At 71.3% G+C, this 22,878-nt stretch carries 21 protein-coding genes; 12 read left to right on the forward strand and 9 right to left on the reverse strand.

The window, feature by feature from the left end; translation table 11 throughout:
• Positions 1-72: 72 nt before the first annotated feature.
• Positions 73-1,935, reverse strand: a complete 1,863-nt coding sequence (locus ACIOSY_RS05835; RefSeq protein ID WP_400850420.1) for a phosphoenolpyruvate carboxykinase (GTP) — start codon at positions 1,933-1,935, stop codon at positions 73-75.
• Between the two features lie 109 nt (positions 1,936-2,044).
• Here ACIOSY_RS05835 and ACIOSY_RS05840 point away from each other — a divergent pair, with 109 nt between their 5' ends.
• Positions 2,045-3,487, forward strand: a complete 1,443-nt coding sequence (locus tag ACIOSY_RS05840) for a helix-turn-helix domain-containing protein (RefSeq protein WP_400850423.1) — start codon at positions 2,045-2,047, stop codon at positions 3,485-3,487.
• Positions 3,488-3,508: 21 nt separating this feature from the next.
• On the opposite strand, the gene ACIOSY_RS05845 is transcribed toward ACIOSY_RS05840, so the two are convergent.
• On the reverse strand, positions 3,509-4,591 hold the full coding sequence (locus ACIOSY_RS05845; RefSeq protein WP_400850426.1) for a winged helix DNA-binding domain-containing protein: 1,083 nt from the start codon (positions 4,589-4,591) through the stop codon (positions 3,509-3,511).
• A 131-nt stretch (positions 4,592-4,722) separates the two neighbouring features.
• Between ACIOSY_RS05845 and ACIOSY_RS05850 the strand changes: the two genes are divergently transcribed.
• Together ACIOSY_RS05850 and ACIOSY_RS05855 are read left to right on the forward strand one after the other, a co-directional pair.
• Positions 4,723-5,091 carry a DMT family transporter gene (locus ACIOSY_RS05850; RefSeq protein ID WP_400850429.1) on the forward strand — a complete coding sequence of 123 codons (369 nt, stop codon included), beginning with the start codon at positions 4,723-4,725 and terminating at the stop codon, positions 5,089-5,091.
• Positions 5,088-5,405, forward strand: a complete 318-nt coding sequence (locus ACIOSY_RS05855) for a DMT family transporter (RefSeq protein ID WP_400850431.1) — start codon at positions 5,088-5,090, stop codon at positions 5,403-5,405. The genes ACIOSY_RS05850 and ACIOSY_RS05855 overlap by 4 nt, the downstream gene beginning before the upstream one ends.
• A 25-nt stretch (positions 5,406-5,430) precedes the next feature.
• On the opposite strand, the gene murQ is transcribed toward ACIOSY_RS05855, so the two are convergent.
• On the reverse strand, positions 5,431-6,360 hold the full coding sequence (gene murQ / locus ACIOSY_RS05860; protein ID WP_400850434.1) for an N-acetylmuramic acid 6-phosphate etherase: 930 nt from the start codon (positions 6,358-6,360) through the stop codon (positions 5,431-5,433).
• Positions 6,350-7,264, reverse strand: a complete 915-nt coding sequence (locus ACIOSY_RS05865) for an N-acetylglucosamine kinase (RefSeq protein ID WP_400850437.1) — start codon at positions 7,262-7,264, stop codon at positions 6,350-6,352. Before ACIOSY_RS05865 ends, murQ begins: the two co-directional genes overlap by 11 nt.
• Positions 7,265-7,334: 70 nt before the next feature.
• Here ACIOSY_RS05865 and ACIOSY_RS05870 point away from each other — a divergent pair, with 70 nt between their 5' ends.
• Positions 7,335-8,195, forward strand: a complete 861-nt coding sequence (locus ACIOSY_RS05870; protein WP_400850440.1) for a MurR/RpiR family transcriptional regulator — start codon at positions 7,335-7,337, stop codon at positions 8,193-8,195.
• Between the two features lie 6 nt (positions 8,196-8,201).
• On the opposite strand, the gene ACIOSY_RS05875 is transcribed toward ACIOSY_RS05870, so the two are convergent.
• Positions 8,202-9,320, reverse strand: a complete 1,119-nt coding sequence (locus ACIOSY_RS05875) for a DUF998 domain-containing protein (protein ID WP_400850443.1) — start codon at positions 9,318-9,320, stop codon at positions 8,202-8,204.
• 84 nt (positions 9,321-9,404) lie between these two features.
• Between ACIOSY_RS05875 and ACIOSY_RS05880 the strand changes: the two genes are divergently transcribed.
• Complete coding sequence (locus ACIOSY_RS05880) at positions 9,405-10,055, forward strand: HAD-IA family hydrolase (RefSeq protein ID WP_400850446.1); 651 nt, start codon at positions 9,405-9,407, stop codon at positions 10,053-10,055.
• A gap of 36 nt (positions 10,056-10,091) precedes the next feature.
• On the opposite strand, the gene ACIOSY_RS05885 is transcribed toward ACIOSY_RS05880, so the two are convergent.
• Together ACIOSY_RS05885 and ACIOSY_RS05890 are read right to left on the reverse strand one after the other, a co-directional pair.
• A complete protein-coding gene (locus ACIOSY_RS05885; protein WP_400850449.1) occupies positions 10,092-10,679 on the reverse strand; it encodes a TetR/AcrR family transcriptional regulator in 588 nt (195 codons plus the stop codon).
• A 68-nt stretch (positions 10,680-10,747) separates the two neighbouring features.
• The gene (locus ACIOSY_RS05890; RefSeq protein ID WP_400850452.1) at positions 10,748-11,182 is read right to left on the reverse strand and encodes an Lrp/AsnC family transcriptional regulator; all 435 of its coding nucleotides are present in this window, start codon (positions 11,180-11,182) and stop codon (positions 10,748-10,750) included.
• A 151-nt stretch (positions 11,183-11,333) separates the two neighbouring features.
• On the opposite strand from ACIOSY_RS05890, the gene ACIOSY_RS05895 reads away from it, so the two are divergent.
• From ACIOSY_RS05895 to paaZ, 7 genes are read left to right on the forward strand one after another with little or no spacing between them, the layout of a single operon-like run.
• Positions 11,334-12,467 carry a thiamine pyrophosphate-dependent enzyme gene (locus ACIOSY_RS05895; protein ID WP_400850455.1) on the forward strand — a complete coding sequence of 378 codons (1,134 nt, stop codon included), beginning with the start codon at positions 11,334-11,336 and terminating at the stop codon, positions 12,465-12,467.
• Positions 12,464-13,525 carry an alpha-ketoacid dehydrogenase subunit beta gene (locus tag ACIOSY_RS05900; protein WP_400850458.1) on the forward strand — a complete coding sequence of 354 codons (1,062 nt, stop codon included), beginning with the start codon at positions 12,464-12,466 and terminating at the stop codon, positions 13,523-13,525. The genes ACIOSY_RS05895 and ACIOSY_RS05900 overlap by 4 nt, the downstream gene beginning before the upstream one ends.
• The gene (locus tag ACIOSY_RS05905; protein WP_400850461.1) at positions 13,522-14,880 is read left to right on the forward strand and encodes a dihydrolipoamide acetyltransferase family protein; all 1,359 of its coding nucleotides are present in this window, start codon (positions 13,522-13,524) and stop codon (positions 14,878-14,880) included. Before ACIOSY_RS05900 ends, ACIOSY_RS05905 begins: the two co-directional genes overlap by 4 nt.
• Positions 14,881-14,890: 10 nt before the next feature.
• Positions 14,891-16,075 carry a thiolase family protein gene (locus ACIOSY_RS05910; protein WP_400850464.1) on the forward strand — a complete coding sequence of 395 codons (1,185 nt, stop codon included), beginning with the start codon at positions 14,891-14,893 and terminating at the stop codon, positions 16,073-16,075.
• Positions 16,075-16,815: an enoyl-CoA hydratase/isomerase family protein gene (locus ACIOSY_RS05915; protein WP_400850467.1), complete on the forward strand. Its 741-nt coding sequence runs from the start codon at positions 16,075-16,077 to the stop codon at positions 16,813-16,815. The genes ACIOSY_RS05910 and ACIOSY_RS05915 overlap by 1 nt, the downstream gene beginning before the upstream one ends.
• Positions 16,812-17,669, forward strand: a complete 858-nt coding sequence (locus tag ACIOSY_RS05920; RefSeq protein ID WP_400850470.1) for a 3-hydroxyacyl-CoA dehydrogenase family protein — start codon at positions 16,812-16,814, stop codon at positions 17,667-17,669. The genes ACIOSY_RS05915 and ACIOSY_RS05920 overlap by 4 nt, the downstream gene beginning before the upstream one ends.
• Positions 17,666-19,723 (forward strand): phenylacetic acid degradation bifunctional protein PaaZ, encoded by a 2,058-nt coding sequence (paaZ, locus tag ACIOSY_RS05925; protein WP_400850473.1) that lies wholly within the window; start codon positions 17,666-17,668, stop codon positions 19,721-19,723. The genes ACIOSY_RS05920 and paaZ overlap by 4 nt, the downstream gene beginning before the upstream one ends.
• On the opposite strand, the gene ptsP is transcribed toward paaZ, so the two are convergent.
• Both ptsP and dhaL read right to left on the reverse strand, forming a co-directional pair.
• Positions 19,724-22,219, reverse strand: a complete 2,496-nt coding sequence (gene ptsP, locus ACIOSY_RS05930) for a phosphoenolpyruvate--protein phosphotransferase (RefSeq protein WP_400850476.1) — start codon at positions 22,217-22,219, stop codon at positions 19,724-19,726. It abuts the gene before it with no gap.
• Entirely contained in the window at positions 22,219-22,860 is a 642-nt protein-coding gene (dhaL, locus tag ACIOSY_RS05935) for a dihydroxyacetone kinase subunit DhaL (RefSeq protein WP_400850479.1), read from the reverse strand. Before dhaL ends, ptsP begins: the two co-directional genes overlap by 1 nt.
• Positions 22,861-22,878: the final 18 nt, after the last annotated feature.

Raw genomic sequence — 22,878 nt, forward strand, 5'->3', positions numbered from 1 at the left:
CGTGCGGCCCCTCGGGGAGGGACCTGAGGCGCCGGCTCCCCCGAACCGGCGCCTGGTCGTGTGCGCGGTGAGCTACGCCTTCGCGAGGCGGTAGCGCAGCGAGGCGAGTTCGGCGCGGAGCGCGGCGGGGAGCGAATCGCCGAACGTGTCGTAGAACTCCTCGGTGCGGTCGGCCTCGATCTTCCACGCTTCGGGATCGATCGAGAACAGCTCGTCGAGGTCGGCCTGCGGGATGTCGAGCCCCTCGAGGTTGAGGTCGCTCACGACGGGCAGACGGCCGATGGGGCTGTCGACGGCGGGGACATCACCGGCGATCCGGCGGATGATCCAGTCGATGACGCGCGAGTTGTCGCCGAATCCGGGCCACAGGAAGCGCCCGTCGTCGCCGCGCCGGAACCAGTTCACCTGGAAGATGCGCGGCGCGCGGTCGAACCGCAGGCCGCGGCCGACCTTCAACCAGTGCGCGAAGTAGTCGCCCATGTTGTAGCCGCAGAACGGGAGCATCGCGAAGGGATCACGACGGAGCTCGCCGAGCGTGCCTTCCGCGGCGGCCGTGCGCTCGGACGAGATGTTCGAACCGAGGAACACCCCGTGCGTCCAGTCGGTGGCCTCGACCACGAGCGGGACGTTCGTGGCACGACGACCACCGAACAGGATGACGTCGAGCGGAACGGCTTCTTCCCAGTCCTCGGAGATCTGCGGGCACTGGGCCGCGGCGACCGTGAAGCGCGAGTTCGGGTGCGCGGCAGGACGATCGGCGTCCGGCGTCCACGCGTTTCCCTCCCAGTCCGTCAGCTCGGCGGGCGCCTGGTCGGTGAGTCCCTCCCACCAGACGTCGCCGTCGGGACGCAGCGCGACATTGGTGAAGATCGTGTTGCCCCAGAGGGTTTCGACCGCGGTGACGTTGGTCGACTCACCGGTGCCCGGCGCGACCCCGAAGAACCCGGCCTCGGGGTTGATCGCCCACAGGCGCCCGTCTTCACCCGGGCGGATCCACGCGATGTCGTCGCCGAGGGTCTCGACCTTCCATCCGGGGATCGTCGGACGCAGCATCGCCAGGTTGGTCTTGCCGCACGCCGAGGGGAAGGCGGCAGCGACGTGGTAGGCCTTGCCCGCCGGGTCGATCACCCGGATCAGCAGCATGTGCTCGGCGAGCCATCCCTCGTCACGGGCGATCACCGAGGCGATGCGCAGAGCGAAGCACTTCTTGGCGAGGATCGCGTTTCCGCCGTAGCCCGAACCGTACGAGTAGACCTCGAGGGTGTCGGGGAAATGCACGATGTACTTCTCGTCGTTGCAGGGCCACTCGGCATCCGCTTCGCCCGGTGCGAGCGGGGCGCCGACCGTGTGCGCGGTCTTGACCCACGGCGCACCTTCGGCGATCTGGCGGGTGACCGCATCGCCGACGCGGGTCATGATGCCGATGGATGCCACGGCGTAGGCGCTGTCGGTGATCTGCACGCCGATGTGCGACAGGGGGCCGCCGACGCGACCCATCGAGAACGGCACGACGTACATCGTGCGACCGCGCATCGAGCCCTCGAAGAGGCCGTTCATCTTCTCGCGCATCTCGGCGGGAGCGGCCCAGTTGTTCGTGGGACCGGCATCCTCTTCCCGCTCGGAGGAGATGAACGTGCGCCCCTCTGTGCGGGCGACATCACTCGGGTGCGAGCGGGCCAGGTACGAACCGGGGCGCCATTCGGGGTTCAGCTTGATGAGCTTGCCCTCGTCGACCATGCTGCGCAGCAGCCAGTCGTTCTCGGCGCGGGAGCCGTCGACCCAGTGCACGGAGTCGGGCTGCGTGAGTGCACGCATCTCCTCGACCCAGGCGACGAGCTCTGCCATCGCGGGCGTGTCATAACCCGGCACCGTGCCGAAGGTGCGCGCGGGGGCGACGGGCGAGGTGCGGGGGGTGAAGACGTCGGCGATTGCCATGGCTGCTCCTTTGAAGTGTGGGGCCTTGCATCCATCTTCTTCACAAGAGATCGCGAGTTTCTGCGGATTTCGCTCATAAGAAATGAACTTCTTTCGCTAGGATCAAGGAATGGCGTCCTCCGGCATCCACCTCACGACTCTCGGTCACCGCATCCGGCACCACCGCCAAGCCCAGGGATTCACCCTCGACGAACTCGGAGCACTCGTGGGCGTCGCGGGCTCGCAGCTGAGCCTCATCGAGAACGGCAAGCGCGAACCCAAGCTCTCGTTGCTGCAGGCGATCGCGCACGCGACCGGCACCGAGGTCACCGATCTCATCTCCGGCGAACCGCCGAACCGGCGGGCGGCGCTCGAGATCGAACTCGAACGCGCGCAGGAGAGCCCCGTGTTCCGACAGCTCGGGATCACCCCCGTGCGCGTCTCGAAGGGCATGAGCGACGAGACGATCGAATCCGTGCTCGGCCTGCACCGCGAACTGCAGCGCCGCGAGCGCGAGGCCATCGCCACGCCCGAAGAGGCCCGCCGCGCGAACACCGAACTGCGGCTGCGCATGAGGGCCCAGAACAATTACCTCGGCGACATCGAGAAGCTCGCCGAGAAGCAGCTGCGCGCCGCCGGCCACGTGCAGGGCGCGCTCAGCCACCGCACCGTGAGCATCATGGCCGAACGCCTCGGCTTCGAGCTCATCTACGTCAACGACCTGCCGCACTCGACGCGGTCGGTCACCGACCTCGAGAACGGCCGCATCTACCTGCCGCCGGCTTCGATCCCCGGCGGCCACGGCCTGCGATCGATGGCCCTGCAGGCCATGGCGCACCGCCTTCTCGGGCACACCCCGCCGACCGACTACGCCGACTTCCTGCAACAGCGCCTCGAGATCAACTACTTCGGTGCGTGCTGCCTCATGCCCGAGACGGCGTCGGTGGCGTTCCTGCAGCAGGCGAAGAAGGATCGCAACCTCGCCGTCGAAGACTTCCGCGACGCCTTCGGGGTCACCCATGAGGCGGCCGGCATGCGCATGACCAACCTGCTCACACAGCACCTGGGCATGTCGCTGCACTTCCTGCGCGTCGACTCCGACGGTGCGATCACCCGGGTCTACGAGAACGACGACCTGCCGCTGCCGATGGATGTGACCGGCGCCGTGGAGGGCCAGCGCGTGTGCCGCAAGTTCCAGGCGCGTGGTGCGTTCACCCAGCAGAACCGCACCACCGAGCACCACCAGTACACCGACACCCCCTCGGGCACGTTCTGGTGCGCGACGCAGACCGGCTCGTCGAGCGACGGCGAGTTCTCGATCACCGTCGGGGTGCCGTTCGACGACGCCCGCTGGTGGCGGGGGCGCGAGACGACCGATCGCGCGGTCTCGACCTGCCCCGATGAGTCGTGCTGCCGTCGGCCCTCGGCCGAGCTGAGCGAGCGGTGGAGCGGCAAGTCCTGGCCCAGCGCCCGCGTGCACACCCACATGTTCTCGCCGCTCCCCCGCGGCGCGTTCCCCGGTGTCGACGACAACGAGGTGTACGACTTCCTCGGACGGCACGCCGCCGAATAGTCGGGCGAACGGTCTGCGGCGTCAGCCGCGCACGTCTGCGGTGAGGAAGTCGGCGTACCGGGCGAGCGCCGTGCGCAGCTCGACCTCGTCGACCTCGCCGGATCGGAACAGCTCGGCGATCGGCTCGACTCCCCCGCGCGCGGCGGTCGGCGGCATCCGCCATACTCCCGCCACGACGCCGTCGGCCAGCACGACGGGACGCACCATGCCGTTCTTGCCCGGTCCGACGGCCGCCAGGTCGTCGGCGGCGCACACGGCCGTGCGGTCGGCGTACGAGATGTAGTACTCGTCGAACGCGCCGAGGGCGTGCACCGCGGCAGCCCCCGCAGACCGCCGTGCACGCGCGGCCGCGACGAACAGTCCCTCCTCGACCTCGACGACGCGCCCGTGCGCCCGCGACGCCGCCTCGCGCGCGGCCCCGAGGGTGAGCCCCGACCACCAGGCGAAATCGGCAGCGCCCGCCGGGCCGTGACCGTCGATGTACCGCACGAAGAGCTCGGTGAGCGGGTCGTCGGGCTCGGCGGAGTCGGGGATCCACTCGTCGACGAGCACGAAGCGCTGCTCGCGGGTGATGCCGGATGCCGTGGGGGCGGGAACGACCGGACCCTGGCAGATCAGCCCGTCGATCGTGAGGGTGAACAGGAGGTGCAGCCCGCGTTGCCCGGTGGGATCGATCCCGACGCTCTCGAGGAGGGCGAAGACCTCGGCGCGGGTGCATCCGCCATCGCGCAGCCGGGGCTCCAAGACACGAGCGGCCGCCGCGACCATCTCGTCGTCGATGCCGAGATCACGGTGCCGCGACGCCGCCTGCTGCCGCTGCCGCTCGCTCGTGACCGACAGCACCCAACGCAGATCTCGCGCGGGGATGGTGTGCAGCGTGCCGCGCATCGTCCACGCCCGAACCAGGTCGCCGCGATCGAACGCCCGATCGACGGTGCGCAGCGTGGCCGCACCCCGAGTGCGTACGGCGAGCGCCCAGCGGCCGGCCGCGAAATCCTGACTCTGCACGGCGAGCATGTGCTGTGCCGCGGCCGTGACCGTCGGCACCGGGGCGGTGAGCCGATGCGAACGGAGTCGCTCCGCGCGCAGAGTCCCGATCTTCATGACCCCATGATGCCTCGGGCCACCGACATCCGGGCAGCTCCGGCTTCGACCGCGACCCGCCGTTCACCTCCCGGACAGGGAATCCTGCGAGCATCCGACGCGTTCTCCTCGGCAGAACAGAAAGGCCTCCGATGACACCGCACCACCGCTCGGCATGGCCACCACTCCTGGTCGCGATCGCTCTCGAGGTCACGGCGACCCTGTCGTTGCGGGCCGCCGAGGGATTCACGCATCCGTTCTGGCTGATCCCGGTCGTCATCGGATACACCGGATCGCTCTGGTTGCTGTCGGTCGTGCTCGACCGCGGGATGCCCGTTGGCGTCGCCTACGGCATCTGGTCGGCCATCGGCGTGGTGCTCACCGCCGTGCTCGGCACCGCGCTGTTCGGCGAGACGTTGGGCACCGTGCAGATCATCGGCGTCGGCGCGATCGTGGTCGGGGTGCTGCTGGTCGAACTCGGCTCGCACCCGCGGGCGACGTCGCCGGAGCGCGCCTCATGATCTGGGTGCTGCTCGTGCTCGCGATCGCCAGCGAGGTCACCGCGACGCTGAGCCTGCGCGCATCCGAGGGCTTGCGGCGTCGCCGCTGGATCCCGGTGATCGTCGTCGGCTATCTCGCCGCGTTCGTGCTGCTCGGCACGATCCTCGCAATGGGCATGCCCGTGGGCGTCGCCTACGGCATCTGGGCCGCCGCGGGCGTCGCGATCACCGCGATCCTGGGGCGCGTGCTCTTCAAAGACCACTTCTCGGCAATGATGGCGGCCGGTGTCGCCCTCATCGCGGTCGGCGTCGCACTGATCGAGTTCGGGCACTGAGCCCGCCCCGATCGGACCGCTCGCCTCAGCTCAGCGCCGAGATCGCCTCGCGTAACAGGCCGTCGGCGTCGGTCAGTGCAGAGGCCGCCGTCGACGCCGAGGCGCCGGTGGCGAGCATGAGCACCGCGAGCTTCACCGAACCGTCGGCCTCGCGCAGCGTGCGCGCAGCGTCGTCGGTGTCGACGCCCGCCAGCTGCGACACGGTGCGGATCGAGCGCGCGTGCAGCTTCTCGTTCGTCGCGAGCAGGTCGACCATCACACCGCGGTACGTCTTGCCGAGCTTGATCATCGACAGCGTCGTGAGCATGTTCACGACGAGCTTCTGCGCGGTGCCCGACTTCAGCCGCGTCGATCCCGAGATGAACTCGGGTCCGGTCACGACCTCGATGGCGATGTCTGCGGCCGTGCCGATCGCCGATCCGGCGTTGGATGCGATGGCGACGGTGAGCGCGCCGACGCTGCGAGCGTAGGCGAGCCCGCCCAGCACGTAGGGAGTGCGGCCGGATGCCGAGATCCCCACGACGGTGTCCGCCTCGGTGAGCTGCAGCTCGCTCAGCGAGGCTTCGGCGGCGTGCCCGTCGTCTTCGGCGTTCTCGACGGCGGAGCGGATGGCGGTCTCGCCCCCGGCGATGATCCCCACGACGAGCGAGGGGTCGGTGCCGAACGTGGGCGGGCATTCACTCGCGTCCAGCACGCCGATACGACCGGCGGTGCCCGCACCGATGTAGATGAGGCGTCCGCCGCGGCGGAACCGCTCGGTGATGCCGTCGATCGCTGCGGCGATGGGCAGCGACTGCGCTGCCACCGCCCCGGCGACCCGGGCGTCTTCGGCGTTCATGCGCTCGGTGAGCTCGGCGGTGGAGAGCAGATCGAGGTCGCCTCTCTCGGTCGTCGCGGCCTCGGTGTCGAGCGTCGACAGCTCGGCGATCAGCGCGGTGAGACGGTCATTCGGCACGGTGCACGAACCTTTCGTGGGGAAGATCGAATCGGGCGGCGACGAGGAGCGCGCCGTCCAGTGCGTCGCCGACCGCCGGACGCACGGCGCGCCCCGCAGCCTGCAGCGAAGAAGTGAGATGCGCGCGGAACCACGCATGGTCGGTGAGCCCGCCGTGCAGTACGACGTCTGCCGACGCCGGCGATGCGGCCACGGCCGAGGCGGTCAGCAGGCGCACGGCCTCGTCGGCGATCGCGAGGGCCGCGACGTCGCCGTCGCGTGCGGCGTCGAGCACGAGGGGTGCCAGGGTGGCGAGCCGGCGAGCGAGCGCGCCGTCGCCGGCGAGCCAGTCGATGATGTCGGATGCTCCGCCCACGGGCTCTGCGATCGCGGCGCTGAGTACGGTGTGCGGGCCGAGGCCGTTCGATGCCCGCAGCACGGCGCGGAGCGCCTCCCGACCGAGCCACGATCCGCTCCCGAAGTCCCCGACCTCGGGGCCCCAGCCGTCGACCAGGCGTGCACCGTCGGCGTCGACGCCGAGTGCGGCCGCTCCGGTTCCGGCGATCAGCAGAACGCCGTCGCGCCCGCCCAGCGCGCCGATGTGCGCCGTGACGACGTCGGAGGCGACGGCCACGGGAGCGTGCACCACGGCAGCGAGTCGGCGGGCGAGGTCGGCCGCGGCGGCCGGAGCGGCCCACGCTCCGGCCGCGCCCACGCCCAGAGCGGAGACCGGGTCGCCCTCGTTGCGCAGGGCCTCGTGGAGCAGCGGGAGGATCGCCGCGGCGGATGCATCGACGCCACCGGCGGCGGCCAACCCCGGGGCACCTGTACCCTCATGTGCAGGTTGCCGTGCATTCTCGGAGACGACGAGCCGACAGCGTGTCTTGCCGAGGTCGACGGCGAGCACGCGGGGCGAAGAGGTCATAAAAATAGTCTACGCCGAACACTGCCACCGTGAAAGAATTATTCACACCGAGCCCGAGCAGAGGACCCGCATGAGCATCCAGACGACGATCGCGGCCTCTGTCGACACGCTGCCGCCCTCACTCGCCCGCATCGCACGCGTGGTCGCCGACGATCCGACGCAGGTGATCGAGAGCACCATCACCGAGCTCGCCCTCACCTGCAGCACCTCCGTCGCCTCGATCGTGCGCTTCTGCCGCGCGATCGGCGTGAGCGGGTACGCCGCCCTGCGTCGCGCACTCGCCGCCGAACTCGGACGCGAGTCGGTGCAGCTCGGCACCAAGAGCGGATTCGGTGCCGAGATCGCCGCCGACGACTCCCTGCGCACCGCAGCCGCCAAGCTCGCCGCGCTCGAACGCCTCGCGATCGAGGAGACGGTGGAGCGACTCGACTACGACGCCCTCGCCGCGGCGGCCTCGGCGATCGATTCCGCCGGTCGCATCCTGCTGTTCGGGATCGGCGCGAGCCGGCTCGCCGCCTCCGATCTCGGGCACAAGCTGCTGCGCATCGGCCATAACGCGATCGCGCTCGACGACGCCCACGAGGCGAGTGCGGCCGCGGCTCTCCAGACCGCCCCGACCGTCGCGATCGGCTTCTCGAACTCCGGCACCACCCCCGAGAGCGTTCGGTTCCTGCAGTCCGCACGCTCGACCGGTGCGACGACGATCGGCATCTCGGGTTCGATCTCCTCGCCCCTCATCCGCGCATCCGACCACGCCCTCATCACGCACGCCCGCGAGTCCCGCTTCCGTGCCGGGGCGATGGTCAGCCGCATCGCCCAGCTCGCCCTGGTCGACTGCCTGTTCATCGGTGCGGCTCAGCTGCGCCGCGACATCGCCGTGGACGCCCTCGAGCGCAGCGCCGCGGCGACCCTCGCCCTGCGCGGCGAGTGAGCCGGGTCAGACCTCGGCGGGCAGCGCGTTCGCTCGGGGCTGCGGGGCGCCGATCGGGCCCGCCGTGCGCAGGAACACGATGATCCAGCTGAAGATGAGCACGGCGGCGATCAGTTCGACGGCCGTGAGGTTGTAGTAGCCGGTGGCGAAGAACACGGCAAGCAGCACGATCACGAGCACGTAGATCCATCCGAGCGCCACGAAGGTGCGTGGGATGCCGTGCACGAACCACGGCAGACCCACGACGATCACCGCGAAGGCGACGGTCATCCCGGTAGCGACGGTGTTGTGCACCGCGAAGAACTCGTCGACCGGGAACACGCCGACGCAGGCGAGGAAGATCCCGATCAGAATGAGGCCGCCGCGCACGATCAGTCGTCCGCGCCGGTCGGCCCGATCGGTGGCGGGAAGGCCGGCGGTGGCATAGCGCGAGATCGTCGTCACCATGATGCCGGCGATGATCAGGGTGATGTTGAACGCGACCGAGGCGTTGTTGGTGCTCATGCCGAGCGCCGAGAGGTTGTCGCGCCACCAGTGCGGGTCGCTCGAGGCGAGCATGCTCGCGAACGCCGCGATCACCAGGAACACCGCCAGCACGAGCGAGAGCGTCGTCGGGGTCAGCGCCACCGAACTGAGGAAGGCGACGTAGGCCGTGAGGGCGAAGGCCACGCCCACGAGAACCGCCCCGGGGAACGGGAAGACCGGGGCGTCGGTGAAGCTCTGCTCGAGCAGTTTCGCGATGCCGAGCCAGCCGAGGTAGGCGATCGCGGCGTGCGCGAAGGCGATGGCCGTGAGGTCGTACCAGCGCAGACGGTCGCCGGGAACGCTGAATCCGTCGCGGACGACGTCGGGATCCACGTGCTCGGGCCGCACGATCAGACGCCCCACGACGAAGGCGGCCGCGGCCGTGGCTGCGCCGCCGTACGCCGCGAAGTTCCCGATCGAGCCGGAGCCGCTGATCGACATCTCGTGCCCCCAGAACACCGGCAGTCCGATCACGAAGCCCACGACGAAGAACAGCGCGCCGATGATGAGTGCGCTCGCCTCGAAGACTCCCGCCGGTGGCACCGGGCCCCGCACCTGGGCGAGCACCTGCCTGACCCTGTCGGCGATATCGCGCATCATCGGCCTCCCGCCCACATCCTAGAGCCGGGCATCGTCGCCAGACAGAGGCATCTCGTGCCCGATGCGCGGCAGTAGCCTGAAAGCGTGACCCAGACTCTCTCCGCCCGCGCCGTCCTCCTCGACATGGACGGGACCCTGGTCGACTCGACCTCGGTCGTCGAACGCCTCTGGCTCGCCTGGGCCGAGCCGCACGGGCTCGATCCGGCGACGGTGCTCGAGGTGATCCACGGACGACAGGGACACCAGAGCATGGCGATCCTGCTGCCGGAGCGCGATCATGAGATCAACCTGCGCGAGAACGTGACGATGCTCGCGACCGAGAGCGGCGACGTCGACGGCGTCGTCGAGATCACCGGCGCCGCCGCGTTGCTCGAGTCGCTGCACCCGCATCCGCACGCCATCGTGACGTCGGCCGACGTCGCCCTGATGACGGCCCGCATGGGCGCGGCGGGGCTCGCACTCCCCGCGCTCACGATCACCGCCGAGAGCGTGTCGAAGTCGAAGCCCGATCCCGAGGGGTTCCTGCGCGCGGCATCCGAGCTCGGCATCGCCCCCGAGGACTGCGTCGTGTTCGAGGACTCCGGTGCGGGCATCCAGGCCGCGCACGCCGCGGGCATGCGCGTGATCGGCGTCGGTCCGCACGCCCACGCCCACTCGCCCCAGGCGGAGGTCGACGACCTGACGCAGGTGCGCGTCGTGGCGACCGACGACGGGTTCGTGCTGACCGTCGACTGACGATCGCCCCATCGACGGACGATCGGATGCTGCGGCTCAGCGAGTGCGCAACCCGTCGAGCGCCACGGTGAGCACGTCGCGGGCCAGCGCCTCGGCGTCTTCCGGACCGCCCGGGCGGTACCACTCGACCAGCGAGTTCACCATGCCGAAGAGCAGGCGGGTGGCGACGGAGGCATCGACGTCGGCGCGCACGGCACCCTCGTGCTGGGCCGCGCGCACGATGGCCGTGACCGCCTGATCGAACGCACGCCGACGCTCCAGCGCCCGCCGCTCGACCTCGCTGTTGCCGCGCACGCGCAGCAGCAGGGTGACGCTCGGCAGATGGGCGACGAGCACGCCTACGGCGCCCTGCAGCACCGCGGCCAACCGGTCGCCGGGGCGCACGGCATCCGTCGCCGTCAGCACGCCCTCGAGACCGTCCAGGGCCTCGCCGAGTGCCGTCTCGAGGATCTCCTCCTTCGAGGAGAAGTGGTGGTAGAGCGCGGCCTTCGACAGGCCGAGGCGGGCGGCGAGCGCCGCCACCGACGTCGCGTCGTACCCGGACTCGTTGAACACGGCGACCGCGGCGTCGAGCAGTCCCCGGCGGTCGTACCCCGGGCGTCCTCGACGTGCCGACTCGCTCATCGCCCCAGTCTGGCACGCGCCCCGCGCCGGGCAGCCGTACGCCGAGCACCCCGACGACGGATGCCGGGCTAGCGCGCGAAGTCCTCGAAGATCAGGGTGGTGCGCGTCGAACGGATCGACGGGATCGCCTGGATGTCTTCGAGCACGATGCGTCGCAGGTGCCGGGCGTCATTCGCGCGCACGAGGAGAATGACGTCGAAATCGCCGCCGACGAGAGCCATGTGCTCGACCTCGGGGATCGCCCGCAGGCGCTCCTGCACGACCTGCCAGGTGGCCTGCTCGATGGCGAGTGTCACGTAGGCGCTGGAGTGATGGCCGAGCAGCGCGGGATCGGTGCGCACCGTGTACCCCGTGATGACCCCGGAGTCGGTGAGCCGCTTGATGCGCGCATGCGCGCCCGCGCGTGAGATGTGCACGGCATCCGCGATCGCCGTCATCGACGCCCTCGCGTCGCGACGCAGCTCGTCGAGGATCGCCTGATCGATCTCGTCCAACGCAGTCATGGCACCCCTTCGTCCCGTGTCCGAATTCTGACACTTCGACGCGCGAAACCGCAATGAGCGACAAATCGTCCAGGTTTCGCGCCCCGCTCTTGGATGACTGTCGATCGACGCGCATGCTGTCCTCATCAGGCTCGGCGAGGAAGGCGACCAGATGCAACACCATGACATGCTCCCCCGCGACTCCGCGGTGCGGTTGATCGACGCCGACGGCGTCGTCACCGCCGACCCGGACTACCCGCTCCCCGACGGGGAGACCCTGCTCGCCGCCTATCGCGGGCTGGTCGAGGCGCGCCGCATCAACGACCAGGCCAGCGCGCTCGTGCGCCAGGGCCGCCTGGCCGTCTATCCGTCGTCGCACGGGCAAGAAGCATGCCAGGTCGGGGCCGCGCTCGCGATGGCAACTGAGGACTGGCTCTTCCCCACCTACCGCGACGCGGTGGCGATCATCGGGCGCGGCGTCTCGCCCGCCGATGCGATGGTGCTGCTCAAGGGCGACTGGCACTCGGGCTACGACGTGCGCGCGCACCGGGTCGCCCCGCAGGCCACTCCGCTGGCGACGCAGCTGCTCCACGCCGTGGGCTTCGCCTATGCGGCCGCGCGTCGGGGCGACGACACCGTGGTGCTCGCCCTGTGCGGCGACGGCGCGACCAGCGAGGGCGACTTCCACGAGGCGATGAACTTCGCCGCCGTGTTCGGCGTGCCGGTCGTCTTCTTCGTGCAGAACAACGAGTTCGCGATCTCCGTGCCCCTCGCGCGCCAGACGGCTGCTCCCTCGCTCGCGCACAAGGCGATCGGATACGGGATGCCCGGGCAACGCGTCGACGGCAACGACGTCGCCGCCGTGCTGGCCGTGCTGGGCGAGGCCGTCGATCGTGCCCGCGCGGGCGGTGGCCCCTCGCTCGTCGAGGCGCACACCTATCGGATGCAGGCGCACACCAACGCCGACGACGACACGCGCTACCGCGAGCGCGCGGAGGTGCAGGCCTGGGTGGAGCGCGACCCGCTCGTGCGGCTGCGCACGCACCTGCGTGCGACGGGCGCACTCGACGAGGCGCGCGAGGCCGAGTACGCGGCGAGCGCCGACGAGATCGCCGCAGCCCTGCGCACCGCCCTCAACACCGACGCCGACCTCGATCCCGAAGACCTGTTCCGCTTCGTCACCGCCACCCGTTCCCCGCAGCTCGACGAGCAGTGGCAGATGCTGCGCGGCGAGATCGAGCGTTCGGCCGCGTTCGAGGCGGCCTCATCGACATCGGCGAGCACCGAGTCAGGAGCATCCCGATGACCATTGCGCACGACGACGTACGCCCCGCCCCCGGCACCGACGGGGCGGTCTCCGCTGCCGGCCAGACGCCGGGGCGGACGCAGACCATGACGATGGCCGGGGCACTGAACCGCGCGCTGGCCGATGCGATCGCCGCCGACCCCGAGGTCGTCGTGTTCGGAGAGGATGTGGGGGCGCTCGGAGGGGTGTTCCGCATCACCGACGGTCTGACCGCCCGCTTCGGCGAGGACCGCTGCTTCGACACCCCGCTGGCGGAGTCGGGCATCGTCGGCACCGCGGTGGGCATGGCCATGAACGGCATGCGCCCCGTGGTCGAGATGCAGTTCGACGCGTTCGCGCTGCCCGCCTTCGAGCAGGTCGTGAGCCACGTCGCGAAGATGGGCAATCGCACGCGTGGCGGGATCAGGATGCCCCTGGTGGTCCGCATCCCGTTCGGTGGAGGCATCGGCGGCGTCGAGCACCACTGCGACTCGTCCGAGGCGTACTACGCGCACACCCCCGGGCTCACGGTGGTGAGCCCCTCCACACCCCAGGACGCCTATTCGCTGCTGCGCGCCGCGATCGATTCGCCCGACCCGGTCGTCTTCCTCGAGCCGAAGAAGCTCTACTGGTCGAAGGGCGAGGTCGACACCTCGGTGACCGCCGCGCTCGGCACCGCGCGCATCGCCCGCGAGGGTACGGACGTCACTCTCCTCGCCTACGGCGCCGCGGTGCCGCTCGCGCTCGAGGCCGCCGAGGTCGCCGCTGGCGAGGGCCGCAGCGTGCAGGTGATCGACGTGCGCTTGCTCTCGCCCTTCGACGACGCGACCGTCACCGCCGCCGTGCGTGCGACCGGCCGCGCGGTCGTGATCGCCGAGGCTCCGGGATACGTCAGTGTCGCCTCCGAGATCCAGGCACGGGTGTTCGAGCGCTGCTTCGAATACCTCGAGGCGCCGGTGCGCAAGGTCACCGGCTTCGACACCCCGTTCGCTCCCCCCAAGCTCGAGCACTGGTACCTGCCCGACGTCGACCGCGTGCTCGACGCCATCGACACCCTGCACTGGGAGGACGAGTCATGAGCACACTGACCGCCCACGTATTCCGGCTGCCCGACCTCGGCGAAGGGTTGACCGAGGCGGGGCTGGTGCAGTGGCTCATCGCGGTCGGCGACACGATCACGACCGATCAGCCGATCGCCGAGGTCGAGACCGCGAAGAGCGTGGTCGAGCTGCCCTCGCCGTTCGCCGGCGTCGTGACGGCGCTGCACGGTGAGGCGGGCGACACGATCTCGGTCGGTGCGCCGGTGCTCGAAGTGACGGATGCTCCGGATGCAGGGAAGGCTCCGGATGCATCGGCCCCCGCCGAGCACGAGGCGTATCGCGCCGAGGAACGGGCGGGGTCGGGCAACGTACTCATCGGGTACGGCACGTCGGAACGACGGGGTTCGGGCCGTCGAAGGGCTCCGGTGGTCGCGCTCAGCACCCCGTCGACGACCGCCCCTGCCGCGCGCACGGTCGCCGTGCGCTCGCCGCTCGTGCGTCGTCTCGCACGCGATCTCGGACTCGATGTGCACACGATCACGCCGACCGGAGCCGACGGCGCCGTCACCCGCGCCGATGTGCTGCGCGCCGCGGTCGATCATGCCGTCGACGGCGTGCCGAACCCGGCATCCGCTCGCACCCCCGACTCCCCCGCACCTGCACCCGCACCCGCACCCGCAGACGGCACGCTCGATGGCCTGACCGTTCGCAGCCGCGAGCGCCTGTCGCCCCTGCGCAAGGCCGTGAGCGCGCGACTGAGCCGGAGCCGCTCCGAGATCCCCGAGGCCACGGTCTGGGTCGACGTCGACGCGACGCGGCTGTGGGATCTGCGGCGCGAGATGGCAGAAGGCGGCGATCGCGCTCCCTCGCTGACGGCCCTCGTCGCCCGGTTCGCGCTCATCGCCCTGGAGGAGCATCCGGTGCTCGCCTCGCGCCTGAGCGATGATGCCTCCGAGATCATCTCCTTCGAGGGCGTGAACCTCGGCATCGCGGCCGACACCCCGCGCGGGCTGCTGGTGCCGGTGATCCCCTCCGCGCACGCCCTCTCGATCACCCAGCTCGACGACGCGCTGCGCGAGCTCTCCGAGACTGCTCGCTCGGGCACGATGCCTCCCGAGCGTCTGCGCGGCTCGACGTTCACCCTGAACAACTACGGCGGCCTCGGGGTCGACGGTTCCGCGGCGATCATCAACCACCCCGATGTCGCGATCCTCGGCATCGGACGCATCCTCGAGCGCGCGTGGGTCGTGGAGGGCGAGATCGTGGCGCGGCGCATCGCGCAGCTCTCGCTCGTCTTCGACCACCGCGTCTGCGACGGGGGCTATGCGGCGAGCTTCCTGCGCCGCGTGGTCGAACTGATCGAGCATCCGCTGCACGCCTTCGGCCGAGTGTGAGGAGCCGGATATGACCGAGGCATACCTGGTCGGAGGGGTTCGCACCCCGATCGGTCGCTACGGCGGAGCACTCGCCGCCGTGCGCCCCGACGATCTCGCCGCGCTCGTGGTGCGCGCCGCCGTCGACCGCGCGGGAGTGCCCGATGAGGCGATCGACGAGGTGATCCTCGGCGCGGCGAATCAGGCCGGCGAAGACAACCGCAACGTCGCGCGCATGGCCGTGCTGCTCGCCGGCCTCCCCGACGACGTTCCGGGCATCACGGTGAACCGTCTGTGCGCCTCGGGCATGTCGGCGATCGCGATGGCAGCGCAAGCCATCCGTGCCGGCGACGCCGAGCTGATGGTCGCCGGCGGCGTGGAATCGATGACCCGCGCGCCCTGGGTGCAGGCGAAGCCCGATCACGCCTGGGCGAAACCCGGCGAGGCCTTCGACACGTCGATCGGCTGGCGGTTCACGAACCCGCGGCTCGCCGCTCGCGCGCAGGCCACGTTCACGATGCCCGAGACCGCCGAAGAGGTCGCACGCCGAGAGGGCATCACGCGCGCCGACGCCGACGCCTTCGCGCTGCGCAGTCATCAGCGGGCGATCGCGGCGACGGATGCCGGGCGCTTCACCGCCGAGATCGTCGCCGTTCCGACGCGCGCCGGCGACGTCACGCTCGACGAGGGGCCGCGGCGCGACAGCAGCCTCGACGCACTCGCGGCGCTCCGCCCCGTGGTGGCGGGCGGCGGCGTCGTGACCGCGGGCAACTCCAGCTCGCTGAATGACGGGGCATCCGCCGTGATCGTCGCGAGCGGCGAAGCCGTGCGGCGGTACGGGCTCACCCCGCGCGCCCGCATCGTGACCAGCACCTCGGCGGCCCTCGCCCCCGAGATCATGGGCCTCGGCCCGGTCCCCGCCACCGAGAAAGCGCTGCACCGCACCGGGCTCTCGGTCGACGCGCTCGGCGCGATCGAGCTGAACGAAGCGTTCGCGACGCAGTCCCTCGCCTCGATCCGCCGCCTCGGACTCGACCCGGAGCGCGTGAACCGCGACGGCGGGGCGATCGCCCTCGGGCATCCGCTCGGCTCCAGCGGCTGCCGCATCGTCGTCACCCTGCTCGGGCGCATGGAGCGTGAGGGTGCGGGCCTGGGACTCGCGACCATGTGCGTGGGCGTCGGCCAGGGCACCGCGATGATCGTGGAGCGGGTGTGATGAGCGAGCCCCTGCGCGTCGACCGCCGCCCCGACCGGGTGGTGGCGACCCTCGATCGCCCCGAGAAGCGCAACGCCATCGATCAGGAGACCATCGATGCGCTGCACGCCCTGTGCGCCGAGCTCGAGGCCGATCCCCGCACGCTGATCCTGACCGGCGCGGGTGGCACCTTCGCCGCCGGCGCCGACATCGCCCAGTTGCGCGATCGCGGTGCCGATGACGCCCGTCGCGCCATCAACACCGCAGCTTTCATCCGCGTGGCCGAGCTGCCGATGCCGGTGATCGCGGCACTCGACGGGTACGTGCTCGGTGGCGGTGCCGAACTCGCCTACGCCGCCGACCTGCGCATCGGCACGCCGTCTCTGCGCATGGGCAACCCCGAGACGGGACTCGGCATCATGGCCGCCGCAGGCGCGACGTGGCGTCTGCCCGAGATCGTCGGTGCGGCGCGGGCGGCCGATCTGCTGCTCACCGGCCGCATCCTCGACGCCGACGATGCCCTTTCCTGGGGGTTGGTCTCGGCGATCCACCCGTCCGAGAAGCTCCTCGACGCGGCGCACACGATCGCGGACCGCATCGCGCTCAACGATCCCCTCGCCACCCGTCACACCAAACGCGCACTGCGCGCGCCGCGGTCGGAGCATCCGCAGATCGAGAAGCACCTGCAGGCCGAACTGTTCGAGAGCCCCGAGAAGACACGACGCATGACCGAGTTCCTCGAGCGCGGGGCGCGACGATGAGCGCCCCGGAACGCGTCGGCGTGCTCGGCGGAGGACGGATGGGCGCGGGCATCGCGCACGCCTTCCTGCTGGCGGGGTCTCACGTCACGGTGGTCGAGCGCGATGCGGTGAGCGCGGATGCCGCGGCGCAGCGCGTCGGCGAGAGCATCCGCCGCTCCGTCGACCGCGACCCGGCGCTCGACGCCGGAGGCCTCGCCGCCCGCCTGCGCACGGGGGTCGACGTCGCCCTCTTCGCCGACGATGGTCTGGTGATCGAGGCGGTTCCCGAGGATCCGGAGCTGAAGCAGGACGCCCTCTCCCGGGTCGAGGCCGTCATCGCGGAGACCGCCGTGCTGGCCACGAACACCTCGTCGCTGTCGATCGACGGGCTCGCCGCCGGTCGACGTCGGCCGGAGCGCTTTCTGGGATTGCACTTCTTCAACCCGGTTCCCGCGTCGGCGCTCGTCGAGATCGTGCACGGCACGGCGACCGATGCCGCCGTGATCGATGCGGCGCGCAGCTGGGTGACGGCTCTCGGCAAGACGCCCGTGGTCGTGGCCGACTCCCCCGGCTTCGCCTCGTCGCGGCTCGGTGTGATGCTCGGTCTCGAGGCGATCCGGATGCTCGAGGAGGGGGTCGCCTCGGCCGCCGACATCGATGCCGCGATGACGCTCGGGTATCGGCATCCTGTCGGCCCGTTGCGCACCACCGACCTCGTCGGCCTCGACGTGCGCCTGAGCATCGCCGAAGAGCTCGCCCGCGAGCTGGGCGACCGCTTCGCACCGCCCGCACTGCTGCGGACCATGGTCGCCGAGGGGCGCCTGGGCCGCAAGAGCGGTGCCGGGTTCTACGACTGGACAGAGGAGACGCGATGACCGAGTACCTTCCGAGCTATGTGCAGGGTGCGTGGTGGACGCCCGCCGATGGCGCGACCGCGACCGAGGTGCGCGACGCCTCGACCGGCGAGGTGGTCGCACGCGTCTCGTCGCAGGGCCTCGACCTCGCCGGCGCCCTGGAGCACGCCCGCACGGTGGGCCAGGCGAGCCTCGCGGCGCTGACCTTTCACCAGCGCGCGGTTCTGCTCAAGCAGTTCGCACTCGCCCTGACGGAGCGCAAGGACGAGCTCTACGCGCTGTCGGCGCGCACCGGCGCGACGAAGGCCGACTCCTGGGTCGACATCGACGGCGGCATCGGGGTGCTCTTCTCGTACTCGGGCAAGGGACGCCGGGAGCTGCCCAACAGCACGGTGCACGTCGACGGCCCCGTCGAGCCGCTGTCGAAGGACGGATCATTCCTCGGGCGCCACGTCTACACGACGCTGCCGGGGGTGGCCGTGCAGATCAACGCGTTCAACTTCCCGGTGTGGGGGTCGCTCGAGAAGCTCGCCCCCGCGTTCCTCGCCGGCATGCCGACGCTCGTCAAGCCCGCGACGCCGACCGGATATCTGGCCGAGCTGATGGTGCGCATCCTCGTCGACTCCGGGCTCGTGCCCGAGGGGTCGCTGCAGCTCGTGAGCGGGAGTGTGCCCTCGCTGTTCGACCATCTGCGCCTCGGCGACATCGTCGGGTTCACCGGCAGCGCCTCGACGGCCGAGAGCCTGCGACAGCATCCGTCGGTGCAGACCGGCGGTGTGCGCTTCACCACCGAGACCGACTCGATCAACGCCTCGGTGCTGGGGACCGATGCCGTCACGGGCACCCCCGAGTTCGACGCGTACGTGCGCCAGCTCGTCACCGAGATGACGACGAAGGCGGGGCAGAAGTGCACGGCGATCCGTCGCGCGATCGTGCCCGCCGACTCTGCGGACGCCGTGATCGATGCCGTGCGTGCACGCATCACCAACAAGACGGTGCTGGGCGATCCGCGCGCCGAAGGCGTGACCATGGGCCCCCTCGCCTCACGCGCGCAGCGCGACGAGGTGCTGCGGCAGGTGCGCGCGCTGCAGACCGGGGGCGGGCGGCTCGTCATCGGGTCGACCGATGCGCCCCGGGTCGTGCGCGCCGACGGCTCGACGGGACTCGCCGACGAGGGCGCCTTCGTGGCTCCGCTGATGCTGCGTTTCGACGACGCGCAGGCCGACGCGGTGCACGAGATCGAGGCCTTCGGCCCGGTGGCGTCGCTGCTCACCTACGAGACGACCGCGCAGGCCGCCGACCTGGTCATCCGCGGGGGCGGGTCGCTGGTGACGAGCGTCGCCACCCACGACCCGGCGCAGGCGGTCGCGCTCGCGACGCGGATCGCCCCGTTCAACGGACGCATGCTGCTGCTCGACCGCGATGATGTCCGCTCCTCCACGGGCCACGGTTCTCCCCTGCCGAACCTCGTGCACGGCGGCCCGGGTCGGGCGGGCGGCGGGGAGGAACTCGGCGGCATCCGTGCGGTGCTGCACCACATGCAGCGCACGGCCGTGCAGGGCTCCCCCGAGATGCTCACCGCCCTCACCGGTGTGTGGCACGCGGGGGCTGCCGCGCACAGCGACGGCCGGCATCCGTTCCGCAAGTCGCTCGCCGAGCTGCGGATCGGCGAGCAGATCGCCTCGGAGTCGCGCACCGTGACCCTCGACGACATCGAGACGTTCGCGCACTTCACCGGCGACACCTTCTACGCGCACATGGACGAGCAGGCCGCGGCCGCCAACCCGTTCTTCCCCGGCCGCGTGGCGCACGGCTACCTGCTCGTGTCGTGGGCCGCCGGACTCTTCGTCGATCCCGAACCGGGACCCGTGCTCGCGAACTACGGTCTCGAGAACCTCCGGTTCCTCACTCCGGTATCACCCGACGATGCGATCCGCGTCGAGCTGACCGCCAAGCAGATCACCCCGCGCGAGACCGATGAGTACGGCGAGGTGCGCTGGGACGCCGTGATCCGCAACCAGCACGACGAGGCGGTCGCGACCTACGACGTGCTCACGCTCGTGAACAAGGTGTGATCAGCCCGCCTTGCCCTCGCTGAGCACGGCGGATGCCGCGGCGCGCGCCTCCTCGGCCGTCGCCGCTCGGAGCACCGCGGCAGCCGCTCGGTCGCAGTCGTCGAGGGTGACGGCGGCCAGCGCCTCGGCCACGCGTCCGAGCGAACGCGGGGTCATCGACAGCGACGTCGCTCCGAGTCCGATCAGCACCGGGGCGAGGAGCGGGTCGCCGCCCGCCTCTCCGCAGACCCCGACCGCGCGCCCCGCCGCCCGCCCCGCATCGCCGACCATGCCGATCAGCCGCAGCACCGCGGGCTGCCAGGGGTCGTTGAGGTCGCCGAGATCGCTCAGCAGTCGGTCGGCCGCGAGTGTGTACTGGGCCAGGTCGTTGGTTCCGAGGCTCACGAAGTCGACGACCTCGAACAGCTCGGCCGCGAGCAGCGCCGCCGAGGGCGTCTCGATCATGATGCCGACGCGCGCGATGCCAGCAGCCCGTGCGCGCGCGGCGAAGTCCCGCGCTTCCTCGACCGTGGCGACCATCGGTGCCATCACCTCGACATCGGCCGATTCCTCGGCAGCAGCCCGTGCGAGCGCCCGCAGCTGATCGTCGAGCAGCTGCGGCGAGCGCCGCGCGATGCGCAGTCCGCGCACGCCGAGGGCCGGATTGTCTTCGTCGTCGGCGTTGGCGAAGGGCAGCGGCTTGTCGCTGCCCGCGTCGAGCGTGCGCACGACGACCTTGCGGTCGGGGAAGGCGGCGAGCACCCCGCGATACGCCGCGACCTGCTCGTCGACGGTCGGGGCATCCGTCCTGTCGAGGAAGCAGAACTCGGTGCGGAACAGCCCGACGCCCTCGGCCCGCGCGGCCGCGGCGCTCACCGCATCTGCGGCGCCCCCGACGTTGGCGAGCAGCGGCAGCGTGTGCCCGTCGGCGAGACGACCGGCGCCGTCGAAGGCGACGACCACGGCGGCAGATCTCGCCGCCGCGATGCGATCGTCGGCGGGCGCGACCTCGACGCTCCCGCGCCCGCCATCGACGAGCACGGTCTCACCGGCCGCGATCCCGGTGGCGCCCGCGACACCGACGATCGCGGGCAGTCCGAGGGAGCGGGCGATGATCGCGGTGTGCGAGGTCGGGCCGCCCTGCTCCGTCACGAGCGCGATGCAGGTGCCGCCGTCGAGGGCTGCGGTATCTGCAGGAGCCAGATCGGTGGCGACGAGCACGAACGGCTCGTCGTGCTCCGGGACTCCGGGCATCTCGAGGCCGAGGAGCTCAGCGACGATGCGGTCGCGCACATCGCGGATATCGGCGGCGCGCTCCGCCGTGCGTCCGCCCAGAGCGCCGAGTGCCTTCCCGTGCGCCGTCGCCGCTTCCCACACCGCGCGTGCGGCGCTGCGACCCTTCGTGCGCACGAGGGCGGTGGCCTCCGAGACGAGTTCGGGGTCGGAGGCGAGCAACCGCGAGGCCTCGAGGATCGCCCGGGCTTCTCCGGATGCGCCCTCGGAGCGCGCACGCAGCTGGTCGGCGACCGCGACGGCCGCCGTGTCGATCGCCGCGACCTCGGCGTCGCGATCCGCCTCGGCGATCACCACTCCGGCGTCCGGCTCGGGCAGCGCGGGCGCCGGATGCACGACCGGCCCGACCGCGAGACCGGGGCTCACTCCGCGTCCGCGCAGCACGGAACCCGCGGGAACGGAGGTGGGGGCGGCGAGGGCGGTCGGCGATGCCGGCTCGGGTGCGGATGCCGCGGGCGGTTCGGTTCCCTCGCCGAACCCGTCGTCGAAGAGCGTGACGAGGCGGTCCAGGGCTGCCTCCGCGTCGGAACCCTGAGCCGATAGTTCGAGCTCGTCGCCCTGCCGTGCACCGAGGATGAGCAGACGGGACAGGCTCGCCGCCGACGCCTCGGGGCCGTCGGGCAGGCGTCGCAGGCGCACATCGGCCCCGGCGGATGCCTCGGCGATCAGCGCTGCGGGGCGCGCGTGGATGCCCTGCGGGTTGCGCACCCGCACGATGCGGGTCGTCGTCTCCGCGGAGGAAGCCACGACCGGAGTCGCCGGGGCCGGGGACGCGGGCTCGTGCTCGGGCTCGGGCTCGGGATCGGGATCGCCGATCTGCGCGGTCTTCGCGCCGAGCGCGGCGGATGCTTCGGCCGCCACCGCGTCGAGATCTCCCCCGGCCGCGGCCGACACGACCGCGGCGAGAAGTCCCTCGACGAACGGGGCCGGGGCGAGGCGCACGGGCACGTCGCTCATGCGCAGTTCGAGGGCGAGTTCCGCGCTCATCACGGCCGAGCCGAGGTCCATCAGCACGAGCACACCGTCGCACTCGGCGGCGAGCTCATCGATCGCACCCGCCACTGCCACCGCATCGGTGCCCAGGATCGGCGCGCCCTCGGCATCCGTCCCCGCTCCCGCGGCGACCCGCACCCGCACGCCCCCGCCCTGCACCATCTGCAGGGCGAGTTCGAGCGCCGCCTCCCCGAGTCGTGCACTGTGGGAGACGGCGACGATGCCGATCATCAGCTCTCCGCGATCGCCGCGGCGAGGGTCTCGAACAGCAGGGCGGTGGAGGCCGCCCCCGGATCGAGGTGCCCCGCACTCCGCTCTCCCAGATAGCTGGCGCGTCCCTTGCGCGCGACCAATGGCAGCGTCGCGTCACGGCCGTTGGCGGCCGCGACCGCCGCGGCCTTGCTCGCTTCGACGAGGTCGCCGCCCCCCGCGATCGCTGCGTCGAGCGCATCGACGGCCGGCGACATCGCGTCGAACATGGTCTTGTCGCCCGCCTCCGCCTTTCCGCGGGCGACGACCCCCTCGAATCCGGCGCGCAGGGCGGCGGCGAGGCCGACGGCATCGAGCTCGGTCACCGCTCCCGCCGTCATCCCCGTGCGCAGGAAGAACGTGCCGTAGAGCGGCCCGCTCGCCCCGCCCACCGAGCTCACCAGCGTCATGCCGACGCTCTTCAGCAGCTCGTCGGCCGTCGCCGGGGCTCCGCCGGAGAGCTTCTCGGCGACCGCGCTCATTCCCCGGGTCATGTTGGCTCCGTGGTCGGCGTCGCCGATGGCGGAGTCGAGCTCGGTGAGCCAGTCGCGCTTCTCGGCGACCGCCGCGCCGAAGCGCGTGATCCAGTCCTGCAGGGTGGCGGTGGTGATGCTGTCGGTCATGGTCGTCCTTCGTTCTCT

This window comes from Microbacterium sp. NPDC087665 (assembly GCF_044743285.1).
Taxonomy (GTDB): Bacteria; Actinomycetota; Actinomycetes; order Actinomycetales; family Microbacteriaceae; genus Microbacterium.

Bases quoted from the DNA above. Each gene is read 5' to 3' on its own strand.
- dhaL (WP_400850479.1), bottom strand. From the start codon at position 22,860: ATGACCGACAGCATCACCACCGCCACCCTGCAGGACTGGATCACGCGC.
- ACIOSY_RS05895 (WP_400850455.1), top strand. From the start codon at position 11,334: ATGCAACACCATGACATGCTCCCCCGCGACTCCGCGGTGCGGTTGATC.
- ACIOSY_RS05835 (WP_400850420.1), bottom strand. From the start codon at position 1,935: ATGGCAATCGCCGACGTCTTCACCCCCCGCACCTCGCCCGTCGCCCCC.
- ACIOSY_RS05855 (WP_400850431.1), top strand. From the start codon at position 5,088: ATGATCTGGGTGCTGCTCGTGCTCGCGATCGCCAGCGAGGTCACCGCG.
- ACIOSY_RS05890 (WP_400850452.1), bottom strand. From the start codon at position 11,182: ATGACTGCGTTGGACGAGATCGATCAGGCGATCCTCGACGAGCTGCGT.
- ACIOSY_RS05840 (WP_400850423.1), top strand. From the start codon at position 2,045: ATGGCGTCCTCCGGCATCCACCTCACGACTCTCGGTCACCGCATCCGG.
- ACIOSY_RS05845 (WP_400850426.1), bottom strand. From the start codon at position 4,591: ATGAAGATCGGGACTCTGCGCGCGGAGCGACTCCGTTCGCATCGGCTC.
- ACIOSY_RS05910 (WP_400850464.1), top strand. From the start codon at position 14,891: ATGACCGAGGCATACCTGGTCGGAGGGGTTCGCACCCCGATCGGTCGC.
- ACIOSY_RS05875 (WP_400850443.1), bottom strand. From the start codon at position 9,320: ATGATGCGCGATATCGCCGACAGGGTCAGGCAGGTGCTCGCCCAGGTG.
- ACIOSY_RS05865 (WP_400850437.1), bottom strand. From the start codon at position 7,264: ATGACCTCTTCGCCCCGCGTGCTCGCCGTCGACCTCGGCAAGACACGC.
- paaZ (WP_400850473.1), top strand. From the start codon at position 17,666: ATGACCGAGTACCTTCCGAGCTATGTGCAGGGTGCGTGGTGGACGCCC.
- ptsP (WP_400850476.1), bottom strand. From the start codon at position 22,219: ATGATCGGCATCGTCGCCGTCTCCCACAGTGCACGACTCGGGGAGGCG.
- ACIOSY_RS05850 (WP_400850429.1), top strand. From the start codon at position 4,723: ATGACACCGCACCACCGCTCGGCATGGCCACCACTCCTGGTCGCGATC.
- ACIOSY_RS05920 (WP_400850470.1), top strand. From the start codon at position 16,812: ATGAGCGCCCCGGAACGCGTCGGCGTGCTCGGCGGAGGACGGATGGGC.
- ACIOSY_RS05900 (WP_400850458.1), top strand. From the start codon at position 12,464: ATGACCATTGCGCACGACGACGTACGCCCCGCCCCCGGCACCGACGGG.
- ACIOSY_RS05915 (WP_400850467.1), top strand. From the start codon at position 16,075: ATGAGCGAGCCCCTGCGCGTCGACCGCCGCCCCGACCGGGTGGTGGCG.
- ACIOSY_RS05870 (WP_400850440.1), top strand. From the start codon at position 7,335: ATGAGCATCCAGACGACGATCGCGGCCTCTGTCGACACGCTGCCGCCC.
- ACIOSY_RS05905 (WP_400850461.1), top strand. From the start codon at position 13,522: ATGAGCACACTGACCGCCCACGTATTCCGGCTGCCCGACCTCGGCGAA.
- ACIOSY_RS05885 (WP_400850449.1), bottom strand. From the start codon at position 10,679: ATGAGCGAGTCGGCACGTCGAGGACGCCCGGGGTACGACCGCCGGGGA.